The sequence below is a fragment of the Rhizobium altiplani genome, from assembly GCF_001542405.1.
GTDB lineage: Bacteria > Pseudomonadota > Alphaproteobacteria > Rhizobiales > Rhizobiaceae > Rhizobium > Rhizobium altiplani.
The window spans coordinates 172346-192809 of sequence record NZ_LNCD01000106.1 but is presented as its reverse complement, the minus strand read 5'-3'; the positions used below and the strand labels follow the sequence as shown (position 1 = coordinate 192809).

23 protein-coding genes and 1 pseudogene are annotated in these 20464 nt (G+C 59.8%); 18 read left to right on the top strand and 6 right to left on the bottom strand.

Features of this window, described 5'->3' with window-relative positions; translation table 11 throughout:
* Complete coding sequence (gene recQ / locus AS026_RS26115; protein WP_245307633.1) at positions 1 to 1842, top strand: DNA helicase RecQ; 1842 nt, start codon at positions 1 to 3, stop codon at positions 1840 to 1842.
* 101 nt (positions 1843 to 1943) lie between these two features.
* On the opposite strand, the gene AS026_RS26110 is transcribed toward recQ, so the two are convergent.
* Positions 1944 to 2777: a universal stress protein gene (locus tag AS026_RS26110; protein ID WP_062372765.1), complete on the bottom strand. Its 834-nt coding sequence runs from the start codon at positions 2775 to 2777 to the stop codon at positions 1944 to 1946.
* Positions 2778 to 2971: 194 nt separating this feature from the next.
* On the opposite strand from AS026_RS26110, the gene AS026_RS26105 reads away from it, so the two are divergent.
* From AS026_RS26105 to AS026_RS26065, 11 genes and pseudogenes are all read left to right on the top strand, one after another.
* Positions 2972 to 4159 (top strand): glycine C-acetyltransferase, encoded by a 1188-nt coding sequence (locus AS026_RS26105; protein ID WP_025659298.1) that lies wholly within the window; start codon positions 2972 to 2974, stop codon positions 4157 to 4159.
* A gap of 21 nt (positions 4160 to 4180) precedes the next feature.
* Positions 4181 to 5218, top strand: coding sequence for an L-threonine 3-dehydrogenase (gene tdh / locus AS026_RS26100; RefSeq protein WP_018116225.1), 1038 nt, complete (start codon positions 4181 to 4183; stop codon positions 5216 to 5218).
* A gap of 9 nt (positions 5219 to 5227) precedes the next feature.
* A pseudogene (locus AS026_RS40500) lies at positions 5228 to 5574 on the top strand (GFA family protein).
* A 56-nt stretch (positions 5575 to 5630) separates the two neighbouring features.
* Positions 5631 to 5906 carry a hypothetical protein gene (locus AS026_RS41765; protein ID WP_131815344.1) on the top strand — a complete coding sequence of 92 codons (276 nt, stop codon included), beginning with the start codon at positions 5631 to 5633 and terminating at the stop codon, positions 5904 to 5906.
* 126 nt (positions 5907 to 6032) lie between these two features.
* Positions 6033 to 8084 carry an RNA polymerase sigma factor RpoD gene (gene rpoD / locus AS026_RS26090; RefSeq protein WP_007534225.1) on the top strand — a complete coding sequence of 684 codons (2052 nt, stop codon included), beginning with the start codon at positions 6033 to 6035 and terminating at the stop codon, positions 8082 to 8084.
* Between the two features lie 210 nt (positions 8085 to 8294).
* Positions 8295 to 8588 (top strand): GYD domain-containing protein, encoded by a 294-nt coding sequence (locus tag AS026_RS26085; RefSeq protein WP_018116303.1) that lies wholly within the window; start codon positions 8295 to 8297, stop codon positions 8586 to 8588.
* Positions 8589 to 8750: 162 nt separating this feature from the next.
* Complete coding sequence (locus tag AS026_RS26080) at positions 8751 to 9956, top strand: DUF930 domain-containing protein (RefSeq protein ID WP_062372761.1); 1206 nt, start codon at positions 8751 to 8753, stop codon at positions 9954 to 9956.
* Positions 9957 to 10036: 80 nt separating this feature from the next.
* Positions 10037 to 10198, top strand: coding sequence for a hypothetical protein (locus tag AS026_RS42455; RefSeq protein WP_018116301.1), 162 nt, complete (start codon positions 10037 to 10039; stop codon positions 10196 to 10198).
* A gap of 112 nt (positions 10199 to 10310) precedes the next feature.
* On the top strand, positions 10311 to 11111 hold the full coding sequence (locus AS026_RS26075) for an AraC family transcriptional regulator (protein ID WP_062372757.1): 801 nt from the start codon (positions 10311 to 10313) through the stop codon (positions 11109 to 11111).
* A gap of 69 nt (positions 11112 to 11180) precedes the next feature.
* Positions 11181 to 12068 (top strand): DMT family transporter, encoded by an 888-nt coding sequence (locus tag AS026_RS26070; RefSeq protein WP_025659302.1) that lies wholly within the window; start codon positions 11181 to 11183, stop codon positions 12066 to 12068.
* Between the two features lie 111 nt (positions 12069 to 12179).
* Complete coding sequence (locus AS026_RS26065; RefSeq protein WP_025659303.1) at positions 12180 to 12560, top strand: DUF427 domain-containing protein; 381 nt, start codon at positions 12180 to 12182, stop codon at positions 12558 to 12560.
* Positions 12561 to 12746: 186 nt separating this feature from the next.
* Here the strand turns inward: AS026_RS26065 and AS026_RS26060 are convergent, their stop codons facing one another.
* Positions 12747 to 13772: a porin gene (locus AS026_RS26060; RefSeq protein WP_025659304.1), complete on the bottom strand. Its 1026-nt coding sequence runs from the start codon at positions 13770 to 13772 to the stop codon at positions 12747 to 12749.
* 488 nt (positions 13773 to 14260) lie between these two features.
* On the opposite strand from AS026_RS26060, the gene AS026_RS26055 reads away from it, so the two are divergent.
* The 5 genes from AS026_RS26055 to AS026_RS26035 all read left to right on the top strand — a co-directional run bounded on the left by AS026_RS26055 (position 14261) and on the right by AS026_RS26035 (position 17234).
* Positions 14261 to 15256, top strand: coding sequence for a LysR substrate-binding domain-containing protein (locus tag AS026_RS26055; RefSeq protein ID WP_018857168.1), 996 nt, complete (start codon positions 14261 to 14263; stop codon positions 15254 to 15256).
* Between the two features lie 199 nt (positions 15257 to 15455).
* Positions 15456 to 15809: a DUF1428 domain-containing protein gene (locus tag AS026_RS26050; RefSeq protein WP_018857167.1), complete on the top strand. Its 354-nt coding sequence runs from the start codon at positions 15456 to 15458 to the stop codon at positions 15807 to 15809.
* Between the two features lie 81 nt (positions 15810 to 15890).
* Complete coding sequence (locus AS026_RS26045) at positions 15891 to 16313, top strand: secondary thiamine-phosphate synthase enzyme YjbQ (protein WP_062372756.1); 423 nt, start codon at positions 15891 to 15893, stop codon at positions 16311 to 16313.
* A gap of 102 nt (positions 16314 to 16415) precedes the next feature.
* The gene (locus AS026_RS26040) at positions 16416 to 16715 is read left to right on the top strand and encodes a hypothetical protein (RefSeq protein WP_062372753.1); all 300 of its coding nucleotides are present in this window, start codon (positions 16416 to 16418) and stop codon (positions 16713 to 16715) included.
* A gap of 168 nt (positions 16716 to 16883) precedes the next feature.
* Entirely contained in the window at positions 16884 to 17234 is a 351-nt protein-coding gene (locus AS026_RS26035; protein ID WP_018116228.1) for a hypothetical protein, read from the top strand.
* A gap of 80 nt (positions 17235 to 17314) precedes the next feature.
* Here the strand turns inward: AS026_RS26035 and AS026_RS26030 are convergent, their stop codons facing one another.
* The 3 genes from AS026_RS26030 to AS026_RS26020 all read right to left on the bottom strand — a co-directional run bounded on the left by AS026_RS26030 (position 17315) and on the right by AS026_RS26020 (position 19225).
* Positions 17315 to 18301: a DMT family transporter gene (locus AS026_RS26030; RefSeq protein ID WP_025659308.1), complete on the bottom strand. Its 987-nt coding sequence runs from the start codon at positions 18299 to 18301 to the stop codon at positions 17315 to 17317.
* Between the two features lie 117 nt (positions 18302 to 18418).
* Positions 18419 to 18904: an NUDIX hydrolase gene (locus AS026_RS26025; RefSeq protein ID WP_062372751.1), complete on the bottom strand. Its 486-nt coding sequence runs from the start codon at positions 18902 to 18904 to the stop codon at positions 18419 to 18421.
* Positions 18905 to 18964: 60 nt separating this feature from the next.
* Positions 18965 to 19225, bottom strand: coding sequence for a hypothetical protein (locus AS026_RS26020; RefSeq protein WP_018116204.1), 261 nt, complete (start codon positions 19223 to 19225; stop codon positions 18965 to 18967).
* Between the two features lie 377 nt (positions 19226 to 19602).
* Here AS026_RS26020 and AS026_RS26015 point away from each other — a divergent pair, with 377 nt between their 5' ends.
* Positions 19603 to 20091 carry a GAF domain-containing protein gene (locus AS026_RS26015; protein WP_025659310.1) on the top strand — a complete coding sequence of 163 codons (489 nt, stop codon included), beginning with the start codon at positions 19603 to 19605 and terminating at the stop codon, positions 20089 to 20091.
* A gap of 12 nt (positions 20092 to 20103) precedes the next feature.
* On the opposite strand, the gene AS026_RS26010 is transcribed toward AS026_RS26015, so the two are convergent.
* On the bottom strand, positions 20104 to 20454 hold the full coding sequence (locus AS026_RS26010) for a ribbon-helix-helix domain-containing protein (RefSeq protein WP_018116210.1): 351 nt from the start codon (positions 20452 to 20454) through the stop codon (positions 20104 to 20106).
* Between the last annotated feature and the right edge of the window lie 10 nt (positions 20455 to 20464).

Genomic DNA, 20464 nt, shown 5'->3' with positions numbered 1-20464 from the left:
GTGCAACTTTCTGCCGGCGATGCGCTGTTCGGTGCGGAGCGCTCGCCTCTTGGCATTCTTAACCGTGTCTATGGCTATCCGGCCTTCCGCGGCAAGCAGCAGCAGGTGGTGGAGCATGTCGTCGCCGGCGGCGATGCCGTCGTTCTCTTTCCGACGGGGGCCGGCAAATCGCTCTGCTTCCAGATTCCGGCGCTCTGCCGCGAAGGTGTCGGCATTGTCGTTTCGCCGCTGATTGCGCTGATGCGCGATCAGGTGGAGGCGATGAAGCAGCTCGGCATCAGGGCCGCGGCACTGAACTCGGCGCTGTCACGCGAGGAGTTCATCGAGGTTCGTCGCGCGATTGCCGCAGGCAAGCTCGATCTCCTTTACGTGACGCCGGAGCGCATTCTCATGGATGGCTTCCGCGACACGATCGGTAACGCGCGGATCTCGCTCTTCGCCATCGACGAGGCGCATTGTGTTTCCCAATGGGGCCATGACTTCCGCCCCGAGTATCGCGAGCTTGGCAAGCTGGCGGAGCACTACCCGGGTGTGCCGCGCATTGCGCTGACGGCGACGGCCGACTCGCACACCCGCGACGATATCGTCGAACGGTTGGCGCTGAACAATGCCCAGGTCTTTACGACCAGCTTCGATCGCCCGAACATTTCCTACGAAATCGTCGAGCGCGATCAGCCGCGCCAGCAGTTGCTGCGGTTTCTTTCCGGACACAAAGGCAACAGCGGTATCGTCTACTGTCTGTCCCGCGCCAAGGTCGAGGATACGGCCGAGTGGCTGAACGGGCAGGGCATTCGGGCGCTTCCCTATCACGCCGGCATGGACAGGGTGCTTCGCGATGCAAATCAGGATGCCTTTCTGAAAGAGGATGAGCTTTGCCTTGTCGCCACCGTCGCCTTCGGCATGGGGATCGACAAGCCGAATGTGCGCTACGTCGCGCATCTCGATCTGCCGGGCTCGGTCGAGGCGTACTACCAGGAGACGGGCCGCGCCGGGCGCGACGGCCTGCCTTCCGAAGTCTGGATGGCCTACGGCATGGCCGACGTCATCCAGCGCCGCCGGATGATCGACGACGGTGGTGCGGCCGACGAGATCAAACGCGTTGAGCGCTCCAAGCTGAACGCGCTGCTGGCGATCTGCGAAACCGCCTCGTGCCGCCGTCAGGCAATCCTTGCGCATTTCGGCGAGGCGCATGCCGGCAAGTGCGGTGGCTGCGATACCTGCCTGAAGCCGGTCGAGACCTGGGACGGGACGGAGGCAGCCATCAAGGCGCTTGCCGCGATCTACCGGACCGGCGAGCGGTTCGGCACCGGGCATGTCGTGGATGTGCTGCTCGGCAACGTCAACGAGAAGACTGAACGCTTCGGCCACACGACAATGCCGGTCTTTGGCGCCGGAAATGATCTGCCGGCCCGCACGTGGCAATCGGTATTCCGGCAATTGCTTGCGATGGGATTGGTCCGCGTCGACAATGAAGCGTTCGGCGCCCTGAAGCTCGAGGCGGAGGCCCGCGCCGTCTTCAAGCGCGAACGCCCGGTTTTCTTCCGCAAGGATCGTCCGGTTGCGGAACGACGTTCGAAACGAACGGCGCAGGTCGAGCGGCGCTCCGTTCTTTCAGGCGGAGACGGCGTGCTCTTTGAAGCCTTGCGCGCGGAGCGGACGGCGATCGCGCGCTCGCTCGGCGTGCCGCCCTATGTTGTCTTCCCCGATACGACACTCATCGCCTTCGCGGCCGAGCGGCCGCGGACGCACAAGGAGATGCTCAACATCTCGGGGGTGGGCCAGTCGAAGCTCGAGCGCTACGGTGATGCGTTTCTGGATGTGATCCTCGGTCACGATGACTAGGCTGCGCCGAGGGTGACGGTTGGATCGGGCATGACATGCTGACGCTTTCAAGGTCTTTAGGATCCAAAGCCCCCCGTCTCGAGCCACGCGTTTTACCAACTTTACCGAGATAGAAACATCGGAACGGTGCTGTCTTTCAGCATGGACTGTGTTACGCCACCGAAGAGGCGTTGCTGCAGGCGTGGGTGGTTATAGGCACCCATCACGATGAGATCTGCCGCGACATCGAGGGCGTGCTGCCTCAATGCCTCGTCCACCCGCCGTCCGCCGCTGGGCACGCGGTCAACCTCGACATTGATCCCATGCCGCGCAAGATAGGCCGCGATGTCGGCTCCAGGTTCCTCACCGTTTGCTGTTGCTGAAGAGACCGGATCAATAAGTGTCACGTGAACCGTGTCGCTGGCTTTCAGGAGGTCCAGGGATTGCCGCGCCGCGCGGGCGGCTTCGTTGCTGGAGTCCCAAGCAAGCAATACCGACTTCGGAGACGTCGTCATCGATTTCTTGGCGGGATTGATCAAAATCGGGGTCGGCGATTGAAAGAGTGCTCCGTCGATAACGCGTTTTCGCAGGGGCTCGTTGCGCGCCGTCTGAGCCTCGACAAGAACCAGGTCCGCATAAAGGGAACGTTCGGCGATGTCGTCATCGACCCAGGCGAACTCTGTGTAGATTTCCTGCACATCGCTTGAAAGATCGGCGTTCCGCAGTTCCGCTTTGACTGCCGCAGCTTCTTCGCCGAGGTGTTCGATTTCGCGCTGCTGCTCGTCGAGCCACGCTGTGGAGATCGCCTGGTATGTTGCGATCGCGGGCACGGCACCCATGCTCATCACAAGCGCTGTCAGATGTGCGTCGTGACCCTCGCAGAACTTCACGGCGTTGCTGAGGTCGTCGGCCCAATGGTCGACGCCGAGAACAGCTAGAACGGTTTTGATCGTCATTTTGACCCGCCTTTCTGTTGGATGAAGCCGATTCTACTCCTTTCGCGCTGACCTGCATTGATCTCTGTCAAAATCGTACCGCGGATATGCTTTGGCGAACTATGGCGGCGAAATCCGGCGTTGACGACGGCAAGACAGGCTCTTGGCTATGTGCTAGTGCAGGGCATCGGGAAACATCACAAGAAGGGCATTCAATGACCTCGGAATTCCTCTCCTACCTCCGCACCGAACTTGCCGCACTGAAGGATGCCGGACTTTACAAGTCCGAGCGCGTCATCACCTCCAAGCAGGCAGGCGAGATTGCCGTTGCCTCCGGCGAGCGCGTGCTGAACTTCTGCGCCAACAACTATCTCGGGCTCGCTGATAATGAGGAGCTTGTCGAAGCGGGGAAGAAGGCGCTCGACCGCTATGGTTACGGCATGGCGTCGGTGCGCTTCATCTGCGGTACACAGGAAGAGCACAAACAGCTCGAGGCCCGCATTTCCTCCTTCCTCGGCATGGAAGACACGATCCTCTATTCCTCTTGTTTCGACGCCAATGGCGGTCTCTTCGAGACGCTGCTCGGCGAGGAGGATGCAATCATCTCCGACGCGCTGAACCACGCCTCGATCATCGATGGCGTGCGTCTCTCCAAGGCGAAGCGCTTCCGCTATGCCAACAACGACATGACGGCGCTGGAGGAAGAGCTGAAGAAGGCGGAAGGCAGCCGCTTCAAGCTGATCGCTACTGATGGTGTCTTCTCGATGGACGGCATTATTGCCAACCTGCAGGGCGTCTGCGACCTCGCCGAGAAATATGGTGCGATGGTCATGGTCGACGACAGCCACGCCGTCGGCTTCGTCGGGAAGCATGGGCGCGGGTCAGCCGAGCATTGCGGGGTTGAGGGCCGGGTCGACATCATCACCGGCACGCTCGGGAAGGCGCTCGGCGGTGCCTCGGGCGGCTATACTTCGGCAAAGGCGGAAATCGTCGACTGGCTGCGGCAGCGGTCGCGCCCCTATCTGTTCTCGAACACGCTGGCACCGGTAATTGCGGCTGCGTCGCTCAAGGTCTTCGATCTCATCGAGAACGGTGATGCGCTGCGCGAGCGGTTGGCAGCCAATGCGGCGCTGTTCCGCTCCGAAATGACGAAGCTCGGCTTCACCATGGCGGGCGAGGGGCATCCGATCATTCCTGTCATGCTCGGCGACGCCAAGCTGGCGCAGGACATGGCGGCGCTCATGTTGAAGAAGGGCGTCTATGTGATCGGCTTCTCTTTCCCTGTCGTGCCAAAGGGACAGGCGCGCATCCGCACGCAGATGTCGGCGGCGCATTCACGTGCAGATGTCGAGCGGACGATTGCGGCCTTTGCCGAAGCCGGCCGCGAACTCGGTGTCATTTAAAGGGTTTGGGAGAGTTAGATCATGTCGAACATGATGAAGGCGCTGGTCAAGGCGAAGCCGGAGGTGGGGCTTTGGATGGAACATGTCCCGGTTCCCGAGGTCGGACCGAACGACGTGTTGATCAAGGTGAAGAAATCCGCGATCTGCGGTACCGATGTCCATATCTGGAACTGGGACCAGTGGGCGCAGAAGACCATTCCTGTGCCGATGGTCGTCGGCCATGAATTCTGCGGCGAGATCGCTGAGATCGGCTCGGCGGTTACGAAATACCATGTCGGTGAACGTGTTTCCGGTGAGGGGCATATCGTCTGCGGCAAGTGCCGCAACTGTCGTGCGGGCAGGGGCCACCTCTGCCGCAACACGCTCGGCGTCGGCGTCAACCGCCCCGGCTCGTTCGGAGAGTTCGTCTGCATTCCCGAGGCGAATGTGGTGCCGATTCCGGACGATATTTCCGATGAGATCGCCGCGATCTTCGACCCGTTTGGCAACGCGGTGCATACAGCTCTTTCCTTCGATCTCGTCGGCGAGGATGTGCTTGTCACCGGCGCGGGCCCGATCGGCATCATGGGGGCGCTGGTCGCCAAACGATCGGGCGCCCGCAAGGTGGTCATAACAGACATCAACCCGCATCGGCTTGATCTCGCCCGCAAGCTCGGCATCGATTATGTCGTCGATGCCTCGAAGGAGAACCTCACCGACGTGATGAAGTCGATCGGAATGACCGAGGGCTTCGACGTCGGGCTTGAAATGTCCGGCGCTGCGCCGGCCTTTCGCGACATGATCGACAAGATGAACAATGGCGGCAAGATCGCGATCCTCGGCATTGCGCCTGCCGGTTTCGAGATCGACTGGAACAAAGTCATCTTCAAGATGCTTAACCTAAAGGGCATCTACGGTCGCGAGATGTTCGAGACTTGGTACAAGATGATTGCTTTCGTGCAGGGCGGGCTGGATTTGTCGCCCGTTATCACGCACCGAATCGGGATCGATGAGTTCCGGGAGGGATTCGAGGCAATGCGCTCGGGCAATTCAGGCAAGGTGGTTATGGACTGGAACTGAGGAGGATCGATGCAGTACGAAGGAAGCTGCCATTGCGGCAACATCGCATTTGAGGTGGAGGGGAGTTCACCTCCGCCCTTGATTGCAATTGTTCGCTATGCCGACGGCGCGGAGGGCTGCTCGCCTTCGTTCCCCGCGACAAGTTCACCCTGAGAACGCCGCGTGAGAAGCTGTCCACCTATCCGTTCAATACCCACACGATCCAGCACCGCTTTTGCGGCACTTGCGGCATCGCTCCCTTCGCGGAAGCTAAGATGCCTGACGGTGCCGAGATGGCCTGCATCAACGTTCGATGCATTCCCGCTGTTGATCTTGCAAGTCTGGAGATCCAGCCCTGGGATGGGCAGTCGCATTAAGCTTCGACGGAGGTCGAACAAAACAAACAGCGGGCACGTCGAATCTTGGCGGCGACTTGGCTGTTCAGGAAGAATGCCTGCTGCTCTTGTCTTCTCGTGGTGACATCCTATTTATGGTTGGCAATCGCTTGGGCGGTTCCGGGCCTGTGGATAAGGCTTTTTCCGGGTTTTGTGAGGCTTTTTTGCTAGAAAAGCTTGACGAGAACAAAAAATGTGGGAATCACCGTTCGACTTGGAAAGCGGTGAACTGGGTCAAGGGCGGATCGCACAACCATGGCCGGACATTTGATGACAATGAAGCTCTGTCGTCCGGCGCCGGCAATCGTGGTTAATCAGGCATTAAATCTCATCCCGTTAGGTGAGACTAGGTGATTCGAGACGGTCGTTTGCGGCGTATCGGCTGCGTGCGGCCGTTCACTGCGACGAGTTTGAATAGCGTCAGGAAGGCGACGACATAAATGGCAACCAAGGTCAAAGAAAACGAAGAAGCGGAAGTCGAACGCGACGGCGGCACCGACGGCCCTCTTCTCGATCTTTCCGATGACGCGGTCAAGAAGATGATCAAGGCCGCGAAGAAGCGCGGCTATGTAACGATGGACGAGTTGAACGCCGTCCTGCCGTCAGAAGAAGTGACGTCCGAGCAGATCGAAGACACGATGTCGATGTTGTCGGACATGGGCATCAACGTCATCGAAGACGAAGAAGCCGAGGAAGCCACGGCCGGCGGCGACGATGATGATTCCGGCTCCGACGACGAGAGCGAAGGCGGCGAGCTCGCACCTTCCGGCGGCACTGCCCTTGCGACCGCCAAGAAGAAGGAACCGACCGACCGCACCGACGATCCGGTTCGCATGTATCTGCGCGAAATGGGCTCGGTGGAGCTGCTGTCGCGCGAAGGCGAAATTGCGATCGCAAAGCGCATCGAGGCCGGCCGCGAAACCATGATCGGCGGCCTCTGCGAAAGCCCGCTGACGTTCCAGGCGCTGATCATCTGGCGCGATGAGCTCAACGAAGGCACGACGCTGCTTCGCGAGATCATCGACCTCGAAACCACCTATTCCGGCCCGGAAGCCAAGGCTGCACCGCAGTTCCAAAGCCCCGAGAAGATCGAGGCTGACCGCAAGGCCGCCGAAGAGAAGGAAAAGACGCGCCGCGTCCGTTCTGGCGACGACGACATCACCAATGTCGGCGGCGAAGGCCTTCCTCCGGAAGAGGAAGAAGAAGACGAAGACGAGTCCAACCTGTCGCTCGCCGCTATGGAAGCGGAACTGCGCCCGCAGGTCATGGAAACGCTCGACATCATCGCCGAGACGTACAAGAAGCTGCGCAAGCTTCAGGACCAGCAGGTCGAGCAGCGGCTCGCTGCCACCGGCACGCTGTCGTCTGCCCAGGAGCGCCGGTACAAGGAGCTCAAGGATGAGCTCATCAAGGCCGTCAAGTCTCTGTCGCTGAACCAGAACCGCATCGACGCCCTCGTCGAGCAGCTTTACGACATTAACAAGCGCCTCGTTCAGAACGAAGGCCGCCTGCTCCGTCTCGCTGAATCCTACGGCGTCAAGCGCGACTCGTTCCTCGAGCAGTATCAGGGCGCCGAACTCGATCCGAACTGGATGAAGTCGATCGGCAATCTGGCGGCACGCGGCTGGAAGGAATTCGCCAAGGGCGAAAACACGACGATCCGCGACATCCGCCAGGAGATCCAGAATCTCGCAACGGAAACCGGCATCTCGATCTCGGAATTCCGCCGCATCGTGCACATGGTGCAGAAGGGCGAGCGCGAAGCCCGCATCGCCAAGAAGGAAATGGTCGAAGCGAACCTTCGCCTCGTCATCTCCATCGCCAAGAAGTACACGAACCGTGGTCTGCAGTTCCTCGACCTCATTCAGGAGGGCAACATCGGCCTGATGAAGGCGGTCGACAAGTTCGAATACCGCCGCGGCTACAAGTTCTCGACTTACGCGACGTGGTGGATCCGTCAGGCGATCACCCGTTCCATCGCCGACCAGGCCCGCACGATCCGTATTCCGGTGCATATGATCGAAACGATCAACAAGATCGTCCGCACGTCGCGCCAGATGCTGCACGAAATCGGTCGCGAGCCGACGCCGGAAGAACTGGCCGAAAAGCTTGCCATGCCGCTCGAAAAGGTCCGCAAGGTCCTGAAGATCGCCAAGGAGCCGATCTCGCTCGAAACCCCTGTCGGTGACGAAGAGGATTCACACCTCGGCGATTTCATCGAGGACAAGAACGCGCTGCTGCCGATCGACGCCGCCATCCAGGCGAATCTGCGCGAAACGACGACCCGCGTTCTGGCATCACTGACGCCGCGCGAAGAGCGCGTGCTGCGCATGCGTTTCGGCATCGGCATGAACACCGATCATACGCTCGAGGAAGTCGGTCAGCAGTTCTCGGTTACCCGCGAACGTATCCGTCAGATCGAAGCGAAGGCGCTGCGCAAGCTGAAGCACCCGAGCCGTTCGAGAAAGCTTCGCAGCTTCCTGGACAGCTAAGCTTCCACCTTCGACTGGAAACATCCAAGAGCCGGGCCCTGTGCCCGGCTTTTGCCTTTCTGGCACCCTTGCGGGCCGTGGCATTTCTTGTTGTCGCATAGGGACAGGAGTAAGGTAGACACTACGGGGGACAGGACCGACCACAGCGCGTGAGCGAAGGTCGCCATAGCCTGTTGCGTAGGGCCAAGACCCTCCGGTGGGAGGTGTGCAATGACCACTTACATCGTGCTTATTAATTGGACGGATCAGGGCATTCGCAACGTTCGCGACTCGGCAAAGCGCCTGGACGCGGCAAAGAAGCTGCTTGGCGACATGGGCGGCTCCTTCCAGAATTTCTTCCTTACCTTGGGCGATCACGACATGGTTGCTGTCTGCGAGGCGCCTGACGATGCTGTCATGGCGCGCTTCGGGCTGTCGCTTGGGATGGCGGGTAATGTGCGCACCAAGACGCTAAAGGCGTTTCCGGAGGCTGCCTATCGCGAGATCATAGGCTCGCTCGGATAGCCCTTGACCTTCTCGCAGAGGCGAATATGCGCAAACATGTGGAGGACGTGCCGCGCGAAAACGGTTGCGTTCGCGTGGCACGAGGCTTTTTTGTTTTACGGCTTGATGATGCCTTCTTAAAAGGCCACATCGGTAGCGTGGCGCAGGGCATCGTTCATAGGCATGCAGCAGACTTCGGGAAAGAAATGGGGAGCATTCGGCTGGGGCATCTTTGCCTCCGTTCTGCTGCACCTTGCCGTCGTCGGCTTCTTTCTCGTGAAGCTGCCCGTACCTGCGCCTCAGCCGGAGGAGGAAACCGTCAGCGTCGACCTCGTGCCACCGCCAGAAGAAAAGAAACCAGAGGAAAAGAAACCCGAGGAGAAGCCGCCGGAATTGAAGATGCCGGAAGAGCCCAAGCCAGAGGAGCCGAAACCCGAGGAGAAGAAGGCGGAGGAAAAGCCGGCCGAGAAGCCGCCGGAACCGCCGAAGCAAGAGAAGGCCGACCAGCCGCCGCCTCCGCCACCACCGCCTCCGCCGCCGGAGCAGGCAAAGGCGCCGGAAGAGAAACCGCCGGAAAAGCCACCGGAAGCAGCAGCTGCAGAGGATGCCAAGTCCAAGGAGCAGTCTGGCAAGGGGCAGCCGCTGCCGGTGCTGCGCCCGGTGACGGAATTTGGCGACAAGGATACCGGCCCGGAGAAATCGACCGAGGGGGATGCTTCCGTCGCGGGTGTAAAGTCTGATACGCCGAAGCCTTCACCTGAACCCAAGCCTGAAACCCAGGAAGATCAGGTGAAACCGGAGCAAACGACAGAGGCAGCCAAGACACCTGAAAGCAAGGAACCGCCGGCCAATCCGGTCCCTGATGATGTCGACCTGCCGCGGGTCGACCTGGCGGAAAGCCATGCCGAGAAGAACGGTCCAGCCGCCGGCGCCGAAAGCGAGGCCAAGACCAGCTTTGAGCAGGGCAAACCGCCCAATGCAACGAAGCCCGATGCGACGGCAACCGCACAGGCGGACAAGCCCGTCGAGCTGACGGAGGCGAAGACATTGTTCTCGCAGAATATGACGAATGATCCAGTGGCGAGAACCGCAATGGGCGATCTGCCGCGGAGTGTTCGTGTCGACCAACTCTGCGGCACGGAGCTTCGGCAGCAGCTGATGCATGGTTCCCCGTCATATCGGCCTGAACTCCTGCCATCCTACCGCTTGTCAAAGGGCACCGTTCTCCAGGTCCGGAAAGGCGCATTTCGGGCTGCGGGCCGCTGGTATGATGTCAGTTTCCGTTGCGAGGTGGACGATGGGGCCACGAAAATCCAATCGTTCAGCTTTGCCGTCGGCAATCCGGTTCCAAGGAGCGAATGGGCGAGCCGCCGTTTCCCGATGGACTAGCGTTCACCAGTTCGGCGCAAGACAGTCCCTTTAACCCTTTCCCATCGCCACATGTCGGTGGCGTGTGAAAGGACAATGAGATGTCGAACGAAATCGAGCGCTTCTTCGAACTACAGGATGAAGCGACCAAGGCTGCCTTTTTCGAGAATCGCGGAGACGAGCTCACCGATATCCTGGTTGCCGCGCTCGATGATGTCTGGGCGATTCTGGCAGACAAGGATCTGGGCGAAACGCTCCATTGAGCACTTTGGCCAGCATGATCGCTTGAGGCGATGGGCAGCGAGGGGTGTCGTTTGCCGTTGTTTTCGGTGGCTTCGGCTGGCACTATGCGGCTTCATCTCTGAAAGCCCACTCATGGCCCGCAGTCAATTTCGCATGTTCAGGTCGGCGGTTGCCGGCATTGAGGCCGTGGCTGCCAGTAGCGGCCGGAGCTTCGCGCGCCATACTCATGAGCAGTTCGGCATCGGGCTGGTTTCGTCAGGTGCGCAGAAATCGCTGAGCGGGCGTGGGATGGTCGAGGCTGGTGCCGGCGACATCATCACGGTCAATCCGAACGAAGTGCATGATGGCACGCCGATCGGTGAGGGCAGGTCGTGGCGAATCCTCTACTTCGACCCTGCGGTGATCACTGCCAACCTCTCCGAAGTTACAGGGGGACGACGATCGGCGGTCGAGATTGCGCATCCGGTGCTGCATGACACGGCGATCGCGGCGCACTTCGAGGCAGTTTTTGCGCTCTTGACCAACGAGGGAGGGCGGCAACTGCAGCTGGAGCAAGCCCTGCTTGAACTCGTCGCCCGCGTCTTTGCGGAGGCCGTCCCGAACGATCGGCCGGGTGCACCCCAGGCCATTCGGACCGCGCAGGAAATGATCGACTGCGATCCTACGGCGGCAATCTCTCTGTCCGACCTGGCCCGTGCGAGCCGGCTCAGCCGGTTTCAGGTATTGCGGGGTTTCGCGAAAGCAACCGGCATGACGCCACATGCCTATCTGGTCCAGCGCCGCATCCATCTTGCGCGGCGTCTGATCGCGGGCGGCGCACCCTTGGCGGAGGCTGCCATTGCCAGCGGCTTCGTCGACCAAAGCCACATGACGCGCGTGTTTGTGCGGAAGTATGGGGTCTCTCCGCGCGCCTATGCCAATGCGGTCGCCTGACTGCGCTGCAATTTCATACAAGATCGCGAGATAATTATGGTGTTTCTTCTGCGCAAACAGGAGAAGGCGATGCAGCGACATTTGCAAGGTTACCTCTATCTGACTCTGGCGATGATCACGGTTGGCAGCACCGTTATCGCAAGCCGGGTCATTGCGTCAGGCATGCCGCCGTTCACGGCGACAGCTCTGCGCTTCGCCGCTGCCTTCCCGTTCTTCCTGCTTTTGATGGGTATGACCGGGACCCGCCTGCCAAGCTTGCCGCTTCGCGACTGGATCATCGTCTTCGTTCAGGCCGGTGCGGGCAGTGTTGGCTACACGACCTTGCTGATCTCAGGCCTGAAGCTGACCACCGCGGCCGACGCGGGCGTCATCATCGGGACGTTGCCGGTTGTCGCCGGGGCGCTTTCCGTCGTTGTTCTGCGCGAAAAGCCTCGTTCGTCGATGGTGTTGGCGATCGTGCTGGCGACAACCGGCGTTTTGTTCATCGCGCTTTCACCCGATGCCGGAAGTGGATCCCTGCCTGGCAACGCACTGGTTTTCGGAGCCGTGATCTGCGAAAGCCTGTTCATACTCCTGAACAAGAACCTCAGCACACCGATCTCGGCGCTGACGCAGTCTGCATTGATGACGGGGATTGGCTTCGGCGTCGCCATGGTGGCGGCCGTCTTGGCAGAAGGTGTGCCACGGGAATTCTCGGCAGGTGCGATGTCGGCAGTGATCTACTACGCGCTGGTGCCGACCGTTGTCGGTTTCATCCTTTGGTATGCCGGGGCGGAGCGTGTGAGCGGCGTCGAGGCGTCGCTTTTCACCGCAGTCGCACCGGTTTCCGCGTTATTGATGGCCTTCGTGATACTCGGTGAGCCGCTGCATTCCAACCAAGTCGCCGGCGTCGGCTGCGTGCTGGCGGCTGTCCTAGGACTCGGCTTGTTTCAGCGACGGGCGATGGCGGCAAAGTAGCGTTGTTTGCCGGTGCCGTTCACGGGCGGCGGAAGCGAGGACCCGCCACGGCCGCTCCTGCAATTTGATGGCGCGGCTCCTATATCTGAGTTCTGGCCGAAGGAGCTGCCGATGTCTGCACAATCGATGAAGATACCCGGTCCCGATCACCCGATTACCGTCACGCCCAATCCTGCGCGCGTCGTCATAAAGCTGCGCGGGCAGGCTATTGCCGATAGTCGCAATGCGTTGTCGCTGAAGGAAGCGTCCTATCCTGCCGTTCAGTACATACCGCGCGCTGATGTCGATATGGCGCTTCTCACCCGGAGTGATCACCATACCTACTGCCCGTATAAGGGCGAGGCGTCGTATTTCAACATCGTTTTGGGCGGTGCGGAGGTCGTGAATGCGATCTGGACCTATGAAAGTCCGTATGCCGCTGTCAGCGAGATCAAGGAGCACCTCGCTTTCTATCCCGATCGGGTCGACTCGGTTGAGGAGTTGCCGGGCTAGTGCAGCTCATGGGCGAAACGCCGAATAAGGTAGTGTTCGCCGCGGAGCCGCGGATTCTTGGGAGGAAACAAGGACGGTCCGGCAGGGAAACCGGACCAGTCCCCGTAACTGATCGGAGGTCAATCGGATCAGAAAACGCAGTACCAGGCGGCGCCCTAGGTTGATCCAGGGCGCCGGGGAGTTTGATTAGAACGCGCGCTGCAGGCGGAAGAAGCCCTTCGTTACTTCGTCAGCGTCGTCCGGATCGGTGTAGTCGACGGTTGCCTTGGCATAGAGATTGTCGACGATCTGGTAGTCGACCGTGATGCCGACCTTCCAGGCATCGCCGAGGCCGTCGAACGAGTTGCCGTGGAAGGTGTCGAGATCGGGAACGTAGTTGCCGAAGTACTGGGCCATCGGGGTGATGGTCCACTTGTCGGTCGCCTTGATCGCGTATTCTGCCGCAACAGTCCATTCCGACTGAGAGTAGTAGGAGTTCGGACCTGATGCATAGACACCTGCCAGGCCGAGGGTGCCAGGGCCGATATCAGCGAAGATCATGCCTCGAACAGCGCCTTCTTCGTTGTCGGTGTCGTAGCCGCCGATGAGCTGGTAGCTGACTACGCCAGCCTTGCCGCCAACGCCGAGGGCGACGCCAACGTTGTTCGGGTTTTCACCGTCCTTGAAGTAGCCGTCTTCCAGTTCGTCTACGCTGATGCCGGCGTAGAAATCGCCGTTTTCATACTGGTAGCGAATGGAGTTGTGCAGGGTTTCAAAGCTGGAGAGAACGTCCGGCTCGCCGGAAAGGTCGTCATCCCACCAGCTGTAGAACAGACCAGCGCGGAAGCCGGCGATGTCGATATATGCCGAGTCCAGGGTCGAGTTGGTCGAAGCGTTGTCGCCGTTGTTACGGAGAACGATAACGCCGGTGAGCGGACCATACTCGGTGTCGCTCTTGGCGGTAAACTGAACCTGAGCGCGCGTACGGGCGTTCCAGTCCGAGGTGCCCTTCTGATCCGGGCCGCCATAGACTTCAAAACGCAGGTAACCGCTGACCTTGAGGCAGGTTTCGGTGCCCGGGATGTAGAAGTAGCCCGTGCCGTACGCGTCGCAGACGCGGACGTATTCAACTGGCTCGGGTTCAGCTGCGACGATTGCGTCAGCAGCAAAGACCGGCGTGGACGCAGCAGCAAATGCTGCGGCGGAGGTCAGCAAAGCCATCCGTATGTTCATTTGAAAATCCATTTCCTTTTCGAGTGAACTGCCACCGTGGGAGACGGAGCGGTTCCGATAGTCTGCCTTTCGGCTGGCGGATCAGCGAACCGCCGAAGCCTTAATTTCATCCTTGATTAAATCTATCAATTCTCTCGGTAGGAAAATCCCTCGTTGAGACAGCCGTTTGGCTCTTTGTGTGGTTTTTATGTAACAACATCAATCACTTAGGCGAAAATACACCTTGCGCCGCAACTCTGCGGGGCATCGCGGTGGCCGGTGCTGTTTTCGGAGGCTCGTGGGAGCGCGTCTGGCGCCATCATTGCAATGGCGCCAAAGGAAATCTCCCCGCAGATAGTCCCGCCGCCGGTCGAATTGAAGGGCGCTGATTGGAACGCAGTGTTCCAAATTTGGAACGAAATCTTGTTCGTGGCGGTTGGCATCATCTGCCGGGACAGGTAAGCGATAACGGGCCGCCGGCCTGTCGTGCTTACTGAAAGGGGTGCCCCATGCTCAATGCAGAGGGTGTTTTCCAGGATCTAAACGATTTCGTTTATTTTGCCGCAGTTGTTCGTCACAACGGCTTTTCCGCCGCCGGGCGGGTGCTGAACATGCCGAAATCAAAGCTCAGCCGGCACATCACTGCGCTGGAGACGCGGCTTGGTGTCAGGCTGCTCGAGCGAACGGTCAACCGGTTCCGGGTGACGGAAATCGGACGCGCCTTCTACAATCACTGCGAAAACATGCTGCGCGAAGCCGATCGCGCCGCCAAGGCGATCAACGATGCAACCGGCGAGCCACAGGGGCAAATCCGCATAAGCGTGCCGCACGGATTGCTGGACGGCTCTCTTGGCACCATGATCCCGGAGTTTCTCAATAGATACCCCAAGGTGCAGCTGCAGATACTCACCACGGATCGGCGAGTCGACATCATCGATGAGCGCCTTGATCTTGCAGTTCGGGCGCAATTGACCGAGGAGACCGATTCTGAACTGACGATGCGAGTGCTCAGCAAGGTGGATTTGATCCTTGTGGCCAACCAGAAGGTTGCGAGCTCGCTGCCGTCGATCGAAGGCGTCGAATGTCTTGCCGATGCACCAACGGTATCGTTTGCCGGGCCGATGACGGAGTGGCAGGACTTGGATGTCTGGGAATTCACCGGACCGGATGGCACTCGATACCGGCACCAGCACAAGCCACGCATGAGTTGCCGCAGCGTGTCGGCGATTCTAGAGGCTATCTATGCCGGGGTCGGGGTAGGGCTTTTGCCCGACCACATCTGCGCCGAGGGGATACGCGACGGCCGGTTGGTCCGCCTTCTGCCGGATTACCGGATGTCGCAGGCCACGATCTATCTCGTCTTTACGGCCTCTCGAGGACTGCCGACTGCGGTTCGGGCGCTCGTCGACTTTCTCGTGGAACAGTTCCGAACGCTGCGCGTCACCACGCAGTGCCAGGAGGCCGACATGCAGGCGCAGCGGCTTATCGAGTTGTCCGGCGCTTAGCCCGCGCCCGAGCGCAGCGACGCCGATCTTCGCCATTCGCCGCGCCCTAGAGAAGCTGTCGACAGTCGGCTCGAAATTATTCCCGGCGGCCATTCTCTTGCCTATCGCCGATCCTGCCTAATCTTAAGTTGAAGAGGGATGTCGGTCCAAGCCGCCTCCGTTCGTCCTTGGACGCGCAACAACGCTAAGGGAGAAAAACATGTCCTATGTCGATGGGTTCGTCGTGGCTGTGCCGCAGAAGAACATCGAGGCGTACAAGGCCTTTTCCGCCACCACCGGCGCAGTCTGGAAGTCCTATGGGGCCAAGGAATATGTCGAATGCATCGCCGATGATGTGCCATATGGGGAACTGACCTCGTTTCCCCGTGCGGTCCAGGCGGCAGATGATGAAGTCGTGATCTTTTCCTGGATCGTCTATAGCTCACGCCAGGACCGCGACGACATCATGAAGAAGGTGATGGCAGACCCGCGCCTTCAAGGCGACGCGTGGAAGTCCATCTTCGATGGCAAACGGATGATTTTCGGTGGATTCGTTCCCTTCCTGCAGCTTTGAGAGTTCGGAGGAAATGCGGTACTGACATAAGGTCAGCCGAACGTCTCGTCTCGCAAGAGATATGCAAGTGGAACATCGTTCATGCCCCAGAAGGTCATCAGCATTTCCACCAGGGGGCAAGGATTTTACGAGTTTACAGCAGAAGCAGCATCTTTCGTTCGCGCCACTGGCGCGGCCGAAGGGCTGCTGACGGTTTTCGTGCGCCACACCTCATGCTCGCTGCTCATCCAGGAAAACGCCGACCCGGATGTTCGCACCGACCTCGACGGATTCTTCCGTCGATTGGTGCCACCCAGTTCCGATCCTTCGATGCGTTGGATTGTCCATACGACGGAGGGTCCCGACGATATGCCCGCGCATATCAAGGCCGCGTTGACGCAGGTTTCCATCGGCGTTCCGGTTATCGGCGGTCGGCTCGCACTCGGCACATGGCAAGGAATCTACCTGTTCGAACACCGCGACAGGCCGCATCGGCGCGAGATCGTGCTGCATCTCGGCGGCTGAACCTGAACTGAACGGCCAGTTCGAAGATCATTCATTTTCATAGGGTTATGGTCTGCACAATCCCGTACGGGAGATGTAAGCAACCATTTAGAGAGCCGTATCATGACCCATTTCATCACCAAGGCTTCCTTTGCCGCTCTTATCGCATTGGCCTCGATTCCGTTCGCTACGCCGAATGCCTCGGCTTCGGAATGGGGACGTCCACCAGTCCATGTTCAGCACCGTCCAATGCACGCCTGCTCGCCCGTGCAGGCGGTTCAGAAGGCACGTTGGTCGGGTTTGCGCTCAGCGCGCGTCACCAACGTTACGCCACGCCGTGTCGTCGTTTCGGGCCGCGACCATCGCGGCTGGGACCAGATGGTCTTCGCCAACGTTCGCAGTTGCCCCGTGATCCGCCGCTAAATGACTTCGTCCACAATGGCGCCCTCGGCTTGCCTTGCCCGCGCCATTTTCGGCCTGCTCTGTGCGAATCGCATATGAATGCGCAAATCCGGAAGGGTTGGACCTGACCTTGCCGGCAAGAGTGTAGCGAATGGGGAAGGCCTTTGCCGTACCCGAGGGAGAATTTCGATGATGCAATTTCTGGCCAAGGCCGGCCTTGCGACGTTGCTCGTTGTCGGCACGGTCGCCGGGGTGACTGCGCCGGCTTCCGCCCAGGTAGACGTCTATATTGGTAGTGGCCGCCCGCCACCGCCTCCGGGTTACTACCGGCCGCCACCGCCCGACTATAACCGCCCGCCGCCGCGTGGCCGCGGCTGTGACCCGCGGCTGGCAGAAGACATCGCACGTGACTACGGCTTCCGTCGTGCACGTGTGGTCGACGTCACGCCTCGCCGTGTGATCGTCGAGGGCTGGACGCGCCGCGGCGCGGACGAAATCAGCTTCGCCAACGCCCGCGGCTGCCCGGTCCTGCGCCGCTGACGGCGACGATCGCCAGACCCTGAGAAAATAGAAAACCGCCTTCGCCAACGTCTTTCGACTTCGGCAAGGGCGGTTTCTTTTTAGGCTTGAGGAATCGCGTGCGAAGCCGTTTGAGCCGGTTGCTCATTGTCGCCGGTCTCGTCGGTTGAGGTCGCAAGCGACGCCTGATTGTCAGCGGAAACGACCGCCCGCGGCAGCGGCGTGCCGCGTTTCTTTTCACGAGCCAGCGTCAGCAAGCCCGAGCAGATGATGAGAACGATGCCGGCAGCCATAGCAAGGTCGATGGCGTCGTCGAAGATCAAATATCCGAACGCGATGGCCCAAAGCATCTGGCTATACTGCGGAGGGGCAACGAGATTGGCCGGCGCTAGCCGGGCCGCGGTCATCAGCATCACGTTGCCCGCCCCACCAAGCAGGCCGTAGCTTGCAATAAACAGCCACTGGCGCGGGGTTGGAACGACCATCTCTGAAAGCATCAGTATGCCGCTGACGGCAAGTGTGCCAAGCAGCGCTGCACCGTACAGCGACAGGCGCTTTTCGGCAGGCCCCATCTTTCGCATGATGACGATCGAGATTGCCGCAACCAGGCCGCCGATTGCCGCCGCAAGGTGACCAGCGGACAACTCGCGAAAACCCGGACGCAGCACGATCAGAACGCCGATGAAACCGACGACCACGGCCGCCCAGCGCTGCCAGCGCACATCTTCGCCGAGAAAGATGACTGACAGAATAGTTACGAAGGACGGCAGAAGAAACAGCAGACAGAAAGCCTCGGCCATCGGGAGCTTTGTGAATGTAATGATCGAAGCTATTGCTCCTATCGCGCCGCAAAAGAATCTCATCAGCCACAGAGTACGGTTCGTGCTCCGGACGATATCGAGCCAGGAATCATCCCTGCCTTTGATGAAGGGGAGCGCGGCGCAACCGAACAGCGCGCCGATGAAGGCGATCTGATAGGCGGGTACGCCGCCATGCAGGATCTTGATCGATGCGTCACTGAACGCGAACACGGCATAGGCGCCAAACGCGATGAGAACACCGCGCGTTGCTGAAGAGAGGGCTGTCATGAATCAGATTCGTCCGGGAGGAGAGTCTTCCAACTTTTACGGACAGCTGGCGGCAAAGCGATTGCCGATTGCGAATAGCTGCCATGCGCAATCGCAAGCCCAGGCTCTCACCGGCCTTCAGGTCGCATATACCTCCAGCGGGCTCTGCAACCGCCGTCGAAGGAAATCCGCGAGCAGCGGTTGCTGCCCTTTCAGGATCTTTTGCTCCGCATCCGGTAGTGTGAACCATTCGGCTCGGTCGACTTCGGGAAATTCCACCATCACGCCGGAGCGCGGCGGCCACTCCATCTGAAAGTGATTGCTGGCGATGGCTTTGAGATCGGTGTCGGCCTCGATGGCCCAGGCGACGACAATCTTGCCACCGGGTTGTTTGTATTCCCCGAGATGGTGAAAACTGCCTTCGACGTCTACGCCTAACTCCTCGCGGGTTTCACGTCTTGCGGCATCAAGCTCATCTTCGTCCTCTTCCACGAGGCCCTTGGGGATCGACCACGCGCCGATGTCCTTCTTAGCCCAGTAGGGGCCTCCGGGATGAACCAGGAGGACCTCGTAGCTACCATCGCGGAGGCGGTAGATCAGCAGGCCTGCACTCCGCTTGGCCATCTCGACTGCATCCTTTTGCTCTGGGAGGAACGCTGGGCGTGAAGGCCCAGCGTGCTGCTTTTAATTTGGGGTCTGGCGAAGGGCCACGCCATAGTCGCGGTAAACGCTCAGGCAATCGGTATAGCTAAGCGAGCCGTTCTCGCCGTAAATGACATGGGCGCTGGACGCGCTGGTTGCCGCTTCCTCCGATACGAAAAGGATCGCCTCGCCAAGTGATTTTCCCGTGATCGGGAGTTCGGTGCCATCTTCCTGCATGATACCTTCAATGATTGCCGCTATCTGGCGGTGGCTAAAGACCGCCCGTCTGTCTTCCGGTGTCATCGTTCTTACCTCTGCTTGAAATCAATGGATCTATCTGCCCAGCCTAGCGGTTTCATGACTTCGTGCGCAGCTCTGGTCGACATAGCTGCTCCGCTCGTCGGAATGCCCTAACAATGAGGGGCGGCAGGCGCGTTACCTGACCATCGCCCGATATCGCCGTGTGCGCAAACCGCAGCTGCCGGCCGACTTAGGTCACGACCGCAATAGGTCGTGATAGGGAACTAGATAGAGTCGGATCATCGACCGACAAGGTGGGTGGCGATAACTATCACCATCTAGTGACACAGTGCTCCGTCCCGGCCATCACGATTGCGTTTGGCAATCGGCATGCGTGTCACTATATCGACGCTCACCACAAAAACAGAAGCGACACGGACATGTTTCAAGCTGCGACCATTAATTCCGCCAACAAGGCCGATTTTTACGGGGAGCTCAGCCAGCAACTGAAGGGCTTGCTGCACGGTGAAAGCGATACGATCGCCAACGCCGCGAACACCTCGGCTCTCATGTTCGAAATGATGCCGGATCTGAATTGGGCTGGCTTCTACTTCCTGAGGTCGGACAGCGAGCTGGTCCTCGGGCCGTTCCAGGGCAAGGCGGCATGTGTCCGCATTGCCGTTGGCCGGGGAGTTTGCGGATCGGCTGTGGAGAAGGGGACTTCGATCCTCGTGGAGGACGTGCATGCATTTCCCGGGCATATCGCCTGCGATGCTGCGTCCCGTTCGGAACTCGTCGTGCCGCTCCATCACAACGGCAAGATCCTCGGTGTCATCGATCTCGACAGCCCGACTGCGTCCCGCTTCGACGCTGAAGATCAGGCCGGTGTCGAGGCTATAGCGCGGATTTTCGTCGAGGCGAGCTACTGAACCCTTTCGGGCTCAGTGATATTTCTCCCGCTCGCGAACGAGGATTGCCGGAGCATTCAGCCCGGCAATCGGTTGGTTGACATCCGCCGGGATATCTCCTGTCAGCTGGAGATCGAGGTAACGCGCGCAGCACACCCTCAGGAAAGACGTGAAGTTCCCGAGATCGTGGCCGGCATCGATGGATTCGTGATGCAACCTGGTAATCAGCTGCGTAACGTTCATGCGGTCTCGCCTGGCGATCTCTTCCAGTTTCGACCAGAAGAAGTTTTCCAGTCGAACGCTTGTCACCATGCCATCAATCCGCAACGATCGCGTCGTGCTCTCCCAGAGCTTCGCGTCCGCCTTGATGAACAGCTCGCACATCTCGTCTCTC

Bases quoted from the DNA above. Each gene is read 5' to 3' on its own strand.
- AS026_RS26110 (WP_062372765.1), bottom strand. From the start codon at position 2,777: ATGACGATCAAAACCGTTCTAGCTGTTCTCGGCGTCGACCATTGGGCC.
- AS026_RS26105 (WP_025659298.1), top strand. From the start codon at position 2,972: ATGACCTCGGAATTCCTCTCCTACCTCCGCACCGAACTTGCCGCACTG.
- tdh (WP_018116225.1), top strand. From the start codon at position 4,181: ATGTCGAACATGATGAAGGCGCTGGTCAAGGCGAAGCCGGAGGTGGGG.
- rpoD (WP_007534225.1), top strand. From the start codon at position 6,033: ATGGCAACCAAGGTCAAAGAAAACGAAGAAGCGGAAGTCGAACGCGAC.
- AS026_RS26085 (WP_018116303.1), top strand. From the start codon at position 8,295: ATGACCACTTACATCGTGCTTATTAATTGGACGGATCAGGGCATTCGC.
- AS026_RS26080 (WP_062372761.1), top strand. From the start codon at position 8,751: ATGCAGCAGACTTCGGGAAAGAAATGGGGAGCATTCGGCTGGGGCATC.
- AS026_RS42455 (WP_018116301.1), top strand. From the start codon at position 10,037: ATGTCGAACGAAATCGAGCGCTTCTTCGAACTACAGGATGAAGCGACC.
- AS026_RS26075 (WP_062372757.1), top strand. From the start codon at position 10,311: ATGGCCCGCAGTCAATTTCGCATGTTCAGGTCGGCGGTTGCCGGCATT.
- AS026_RS26070 (WP_025659302.1), top strand. From the start codon at position 11,181: ATGCAGCGACATTTGCAAGGTTACCTCTATCTGACTCTGGCGATGATC.
- AS026_RS26065 (WP_025659303.1), top strand. From the start codon at position 12,180: ATGTCTGCACAATCGATGAAGATACCCGGTCCCGATCACCCGATTACC.
- AS026_RS26060 (WP_025659304.1), bottom strand. From the start codon at position 13,772: ATGAACATACGGATGGCTTTGCTGACCTCCGCCGCAGCATTTGCTGCT.
- AS026_RS26055 (WP_018857168.1), top strand. From the start codon at position 14,261: ATGCTCAATGCAGAGGGTGTTTTCCAGGATCTAAACGATTTCGTTTAT.
- AS026_RS26050 (WP_018857167.1), top strand. From the start codon at position 15,456: ATGTCCTATGTCGATGGGTTCGTCGTGGCTGTGCCGCAGAAGAACATC.
- AS026_RS26045 (WP_062372756.1), top strand. From the start codon at position 15,891: ATGCCCCAGAAGGTCATCAGCATTTCCACCAGGGGGCAAGGATTTTAC.
- AS026_RS26040 (WP_062372753.1), top strand. From the start codon at position 16,416: ATGACCCATTTCATCACCAAGGCTTCCTTTGCCGCTCTTATCGCATTG.
- AS026_RS26035 (WP_018116228.1), top strand. From the start codon at position 16,884: ATGATGCAATTTCTGGCCAAGGCCGGCCTTGCGACGTTGCTCGTTGTC.
- AS026_RS26030 (WP_025659308.1), bottom strand. From the start codon at position 18,301: ATGACAGCCCTCTCTTCAGCAACGCGCGGTGTTCTCATCGCGTTTGGC.
- AS026_RS26025 (WP_062372751.1), bottom strand. From the start codon at position 18,904: ATGGCCAAGCGGAGTGCAGGCCTGCTGATCTACCGCCTCCGCGATGGT.
- AS026_RS26020 (WP_018116204.1), bottom strand. From the start codon at position 19,225: ATGACACCGGAAGACAGACGGGCGGTCTTTAGCCACCGCCAGATAGCG.
- AS026_RS26015 (WP_025659310.1), top strand. From the start codon at position 19,603: ATGTTTCAAGCTGCGACCATTAATTCCGCCAACAAGGCCGATTTTTAC.
- AS026_RS26010 (WP_018116210.1), bottom strand. From the start codon at position 20,454: ATGTGCGAGCTGTTCATCAAGGCGGACGCGAAGCTCTGGGAGAGCACG.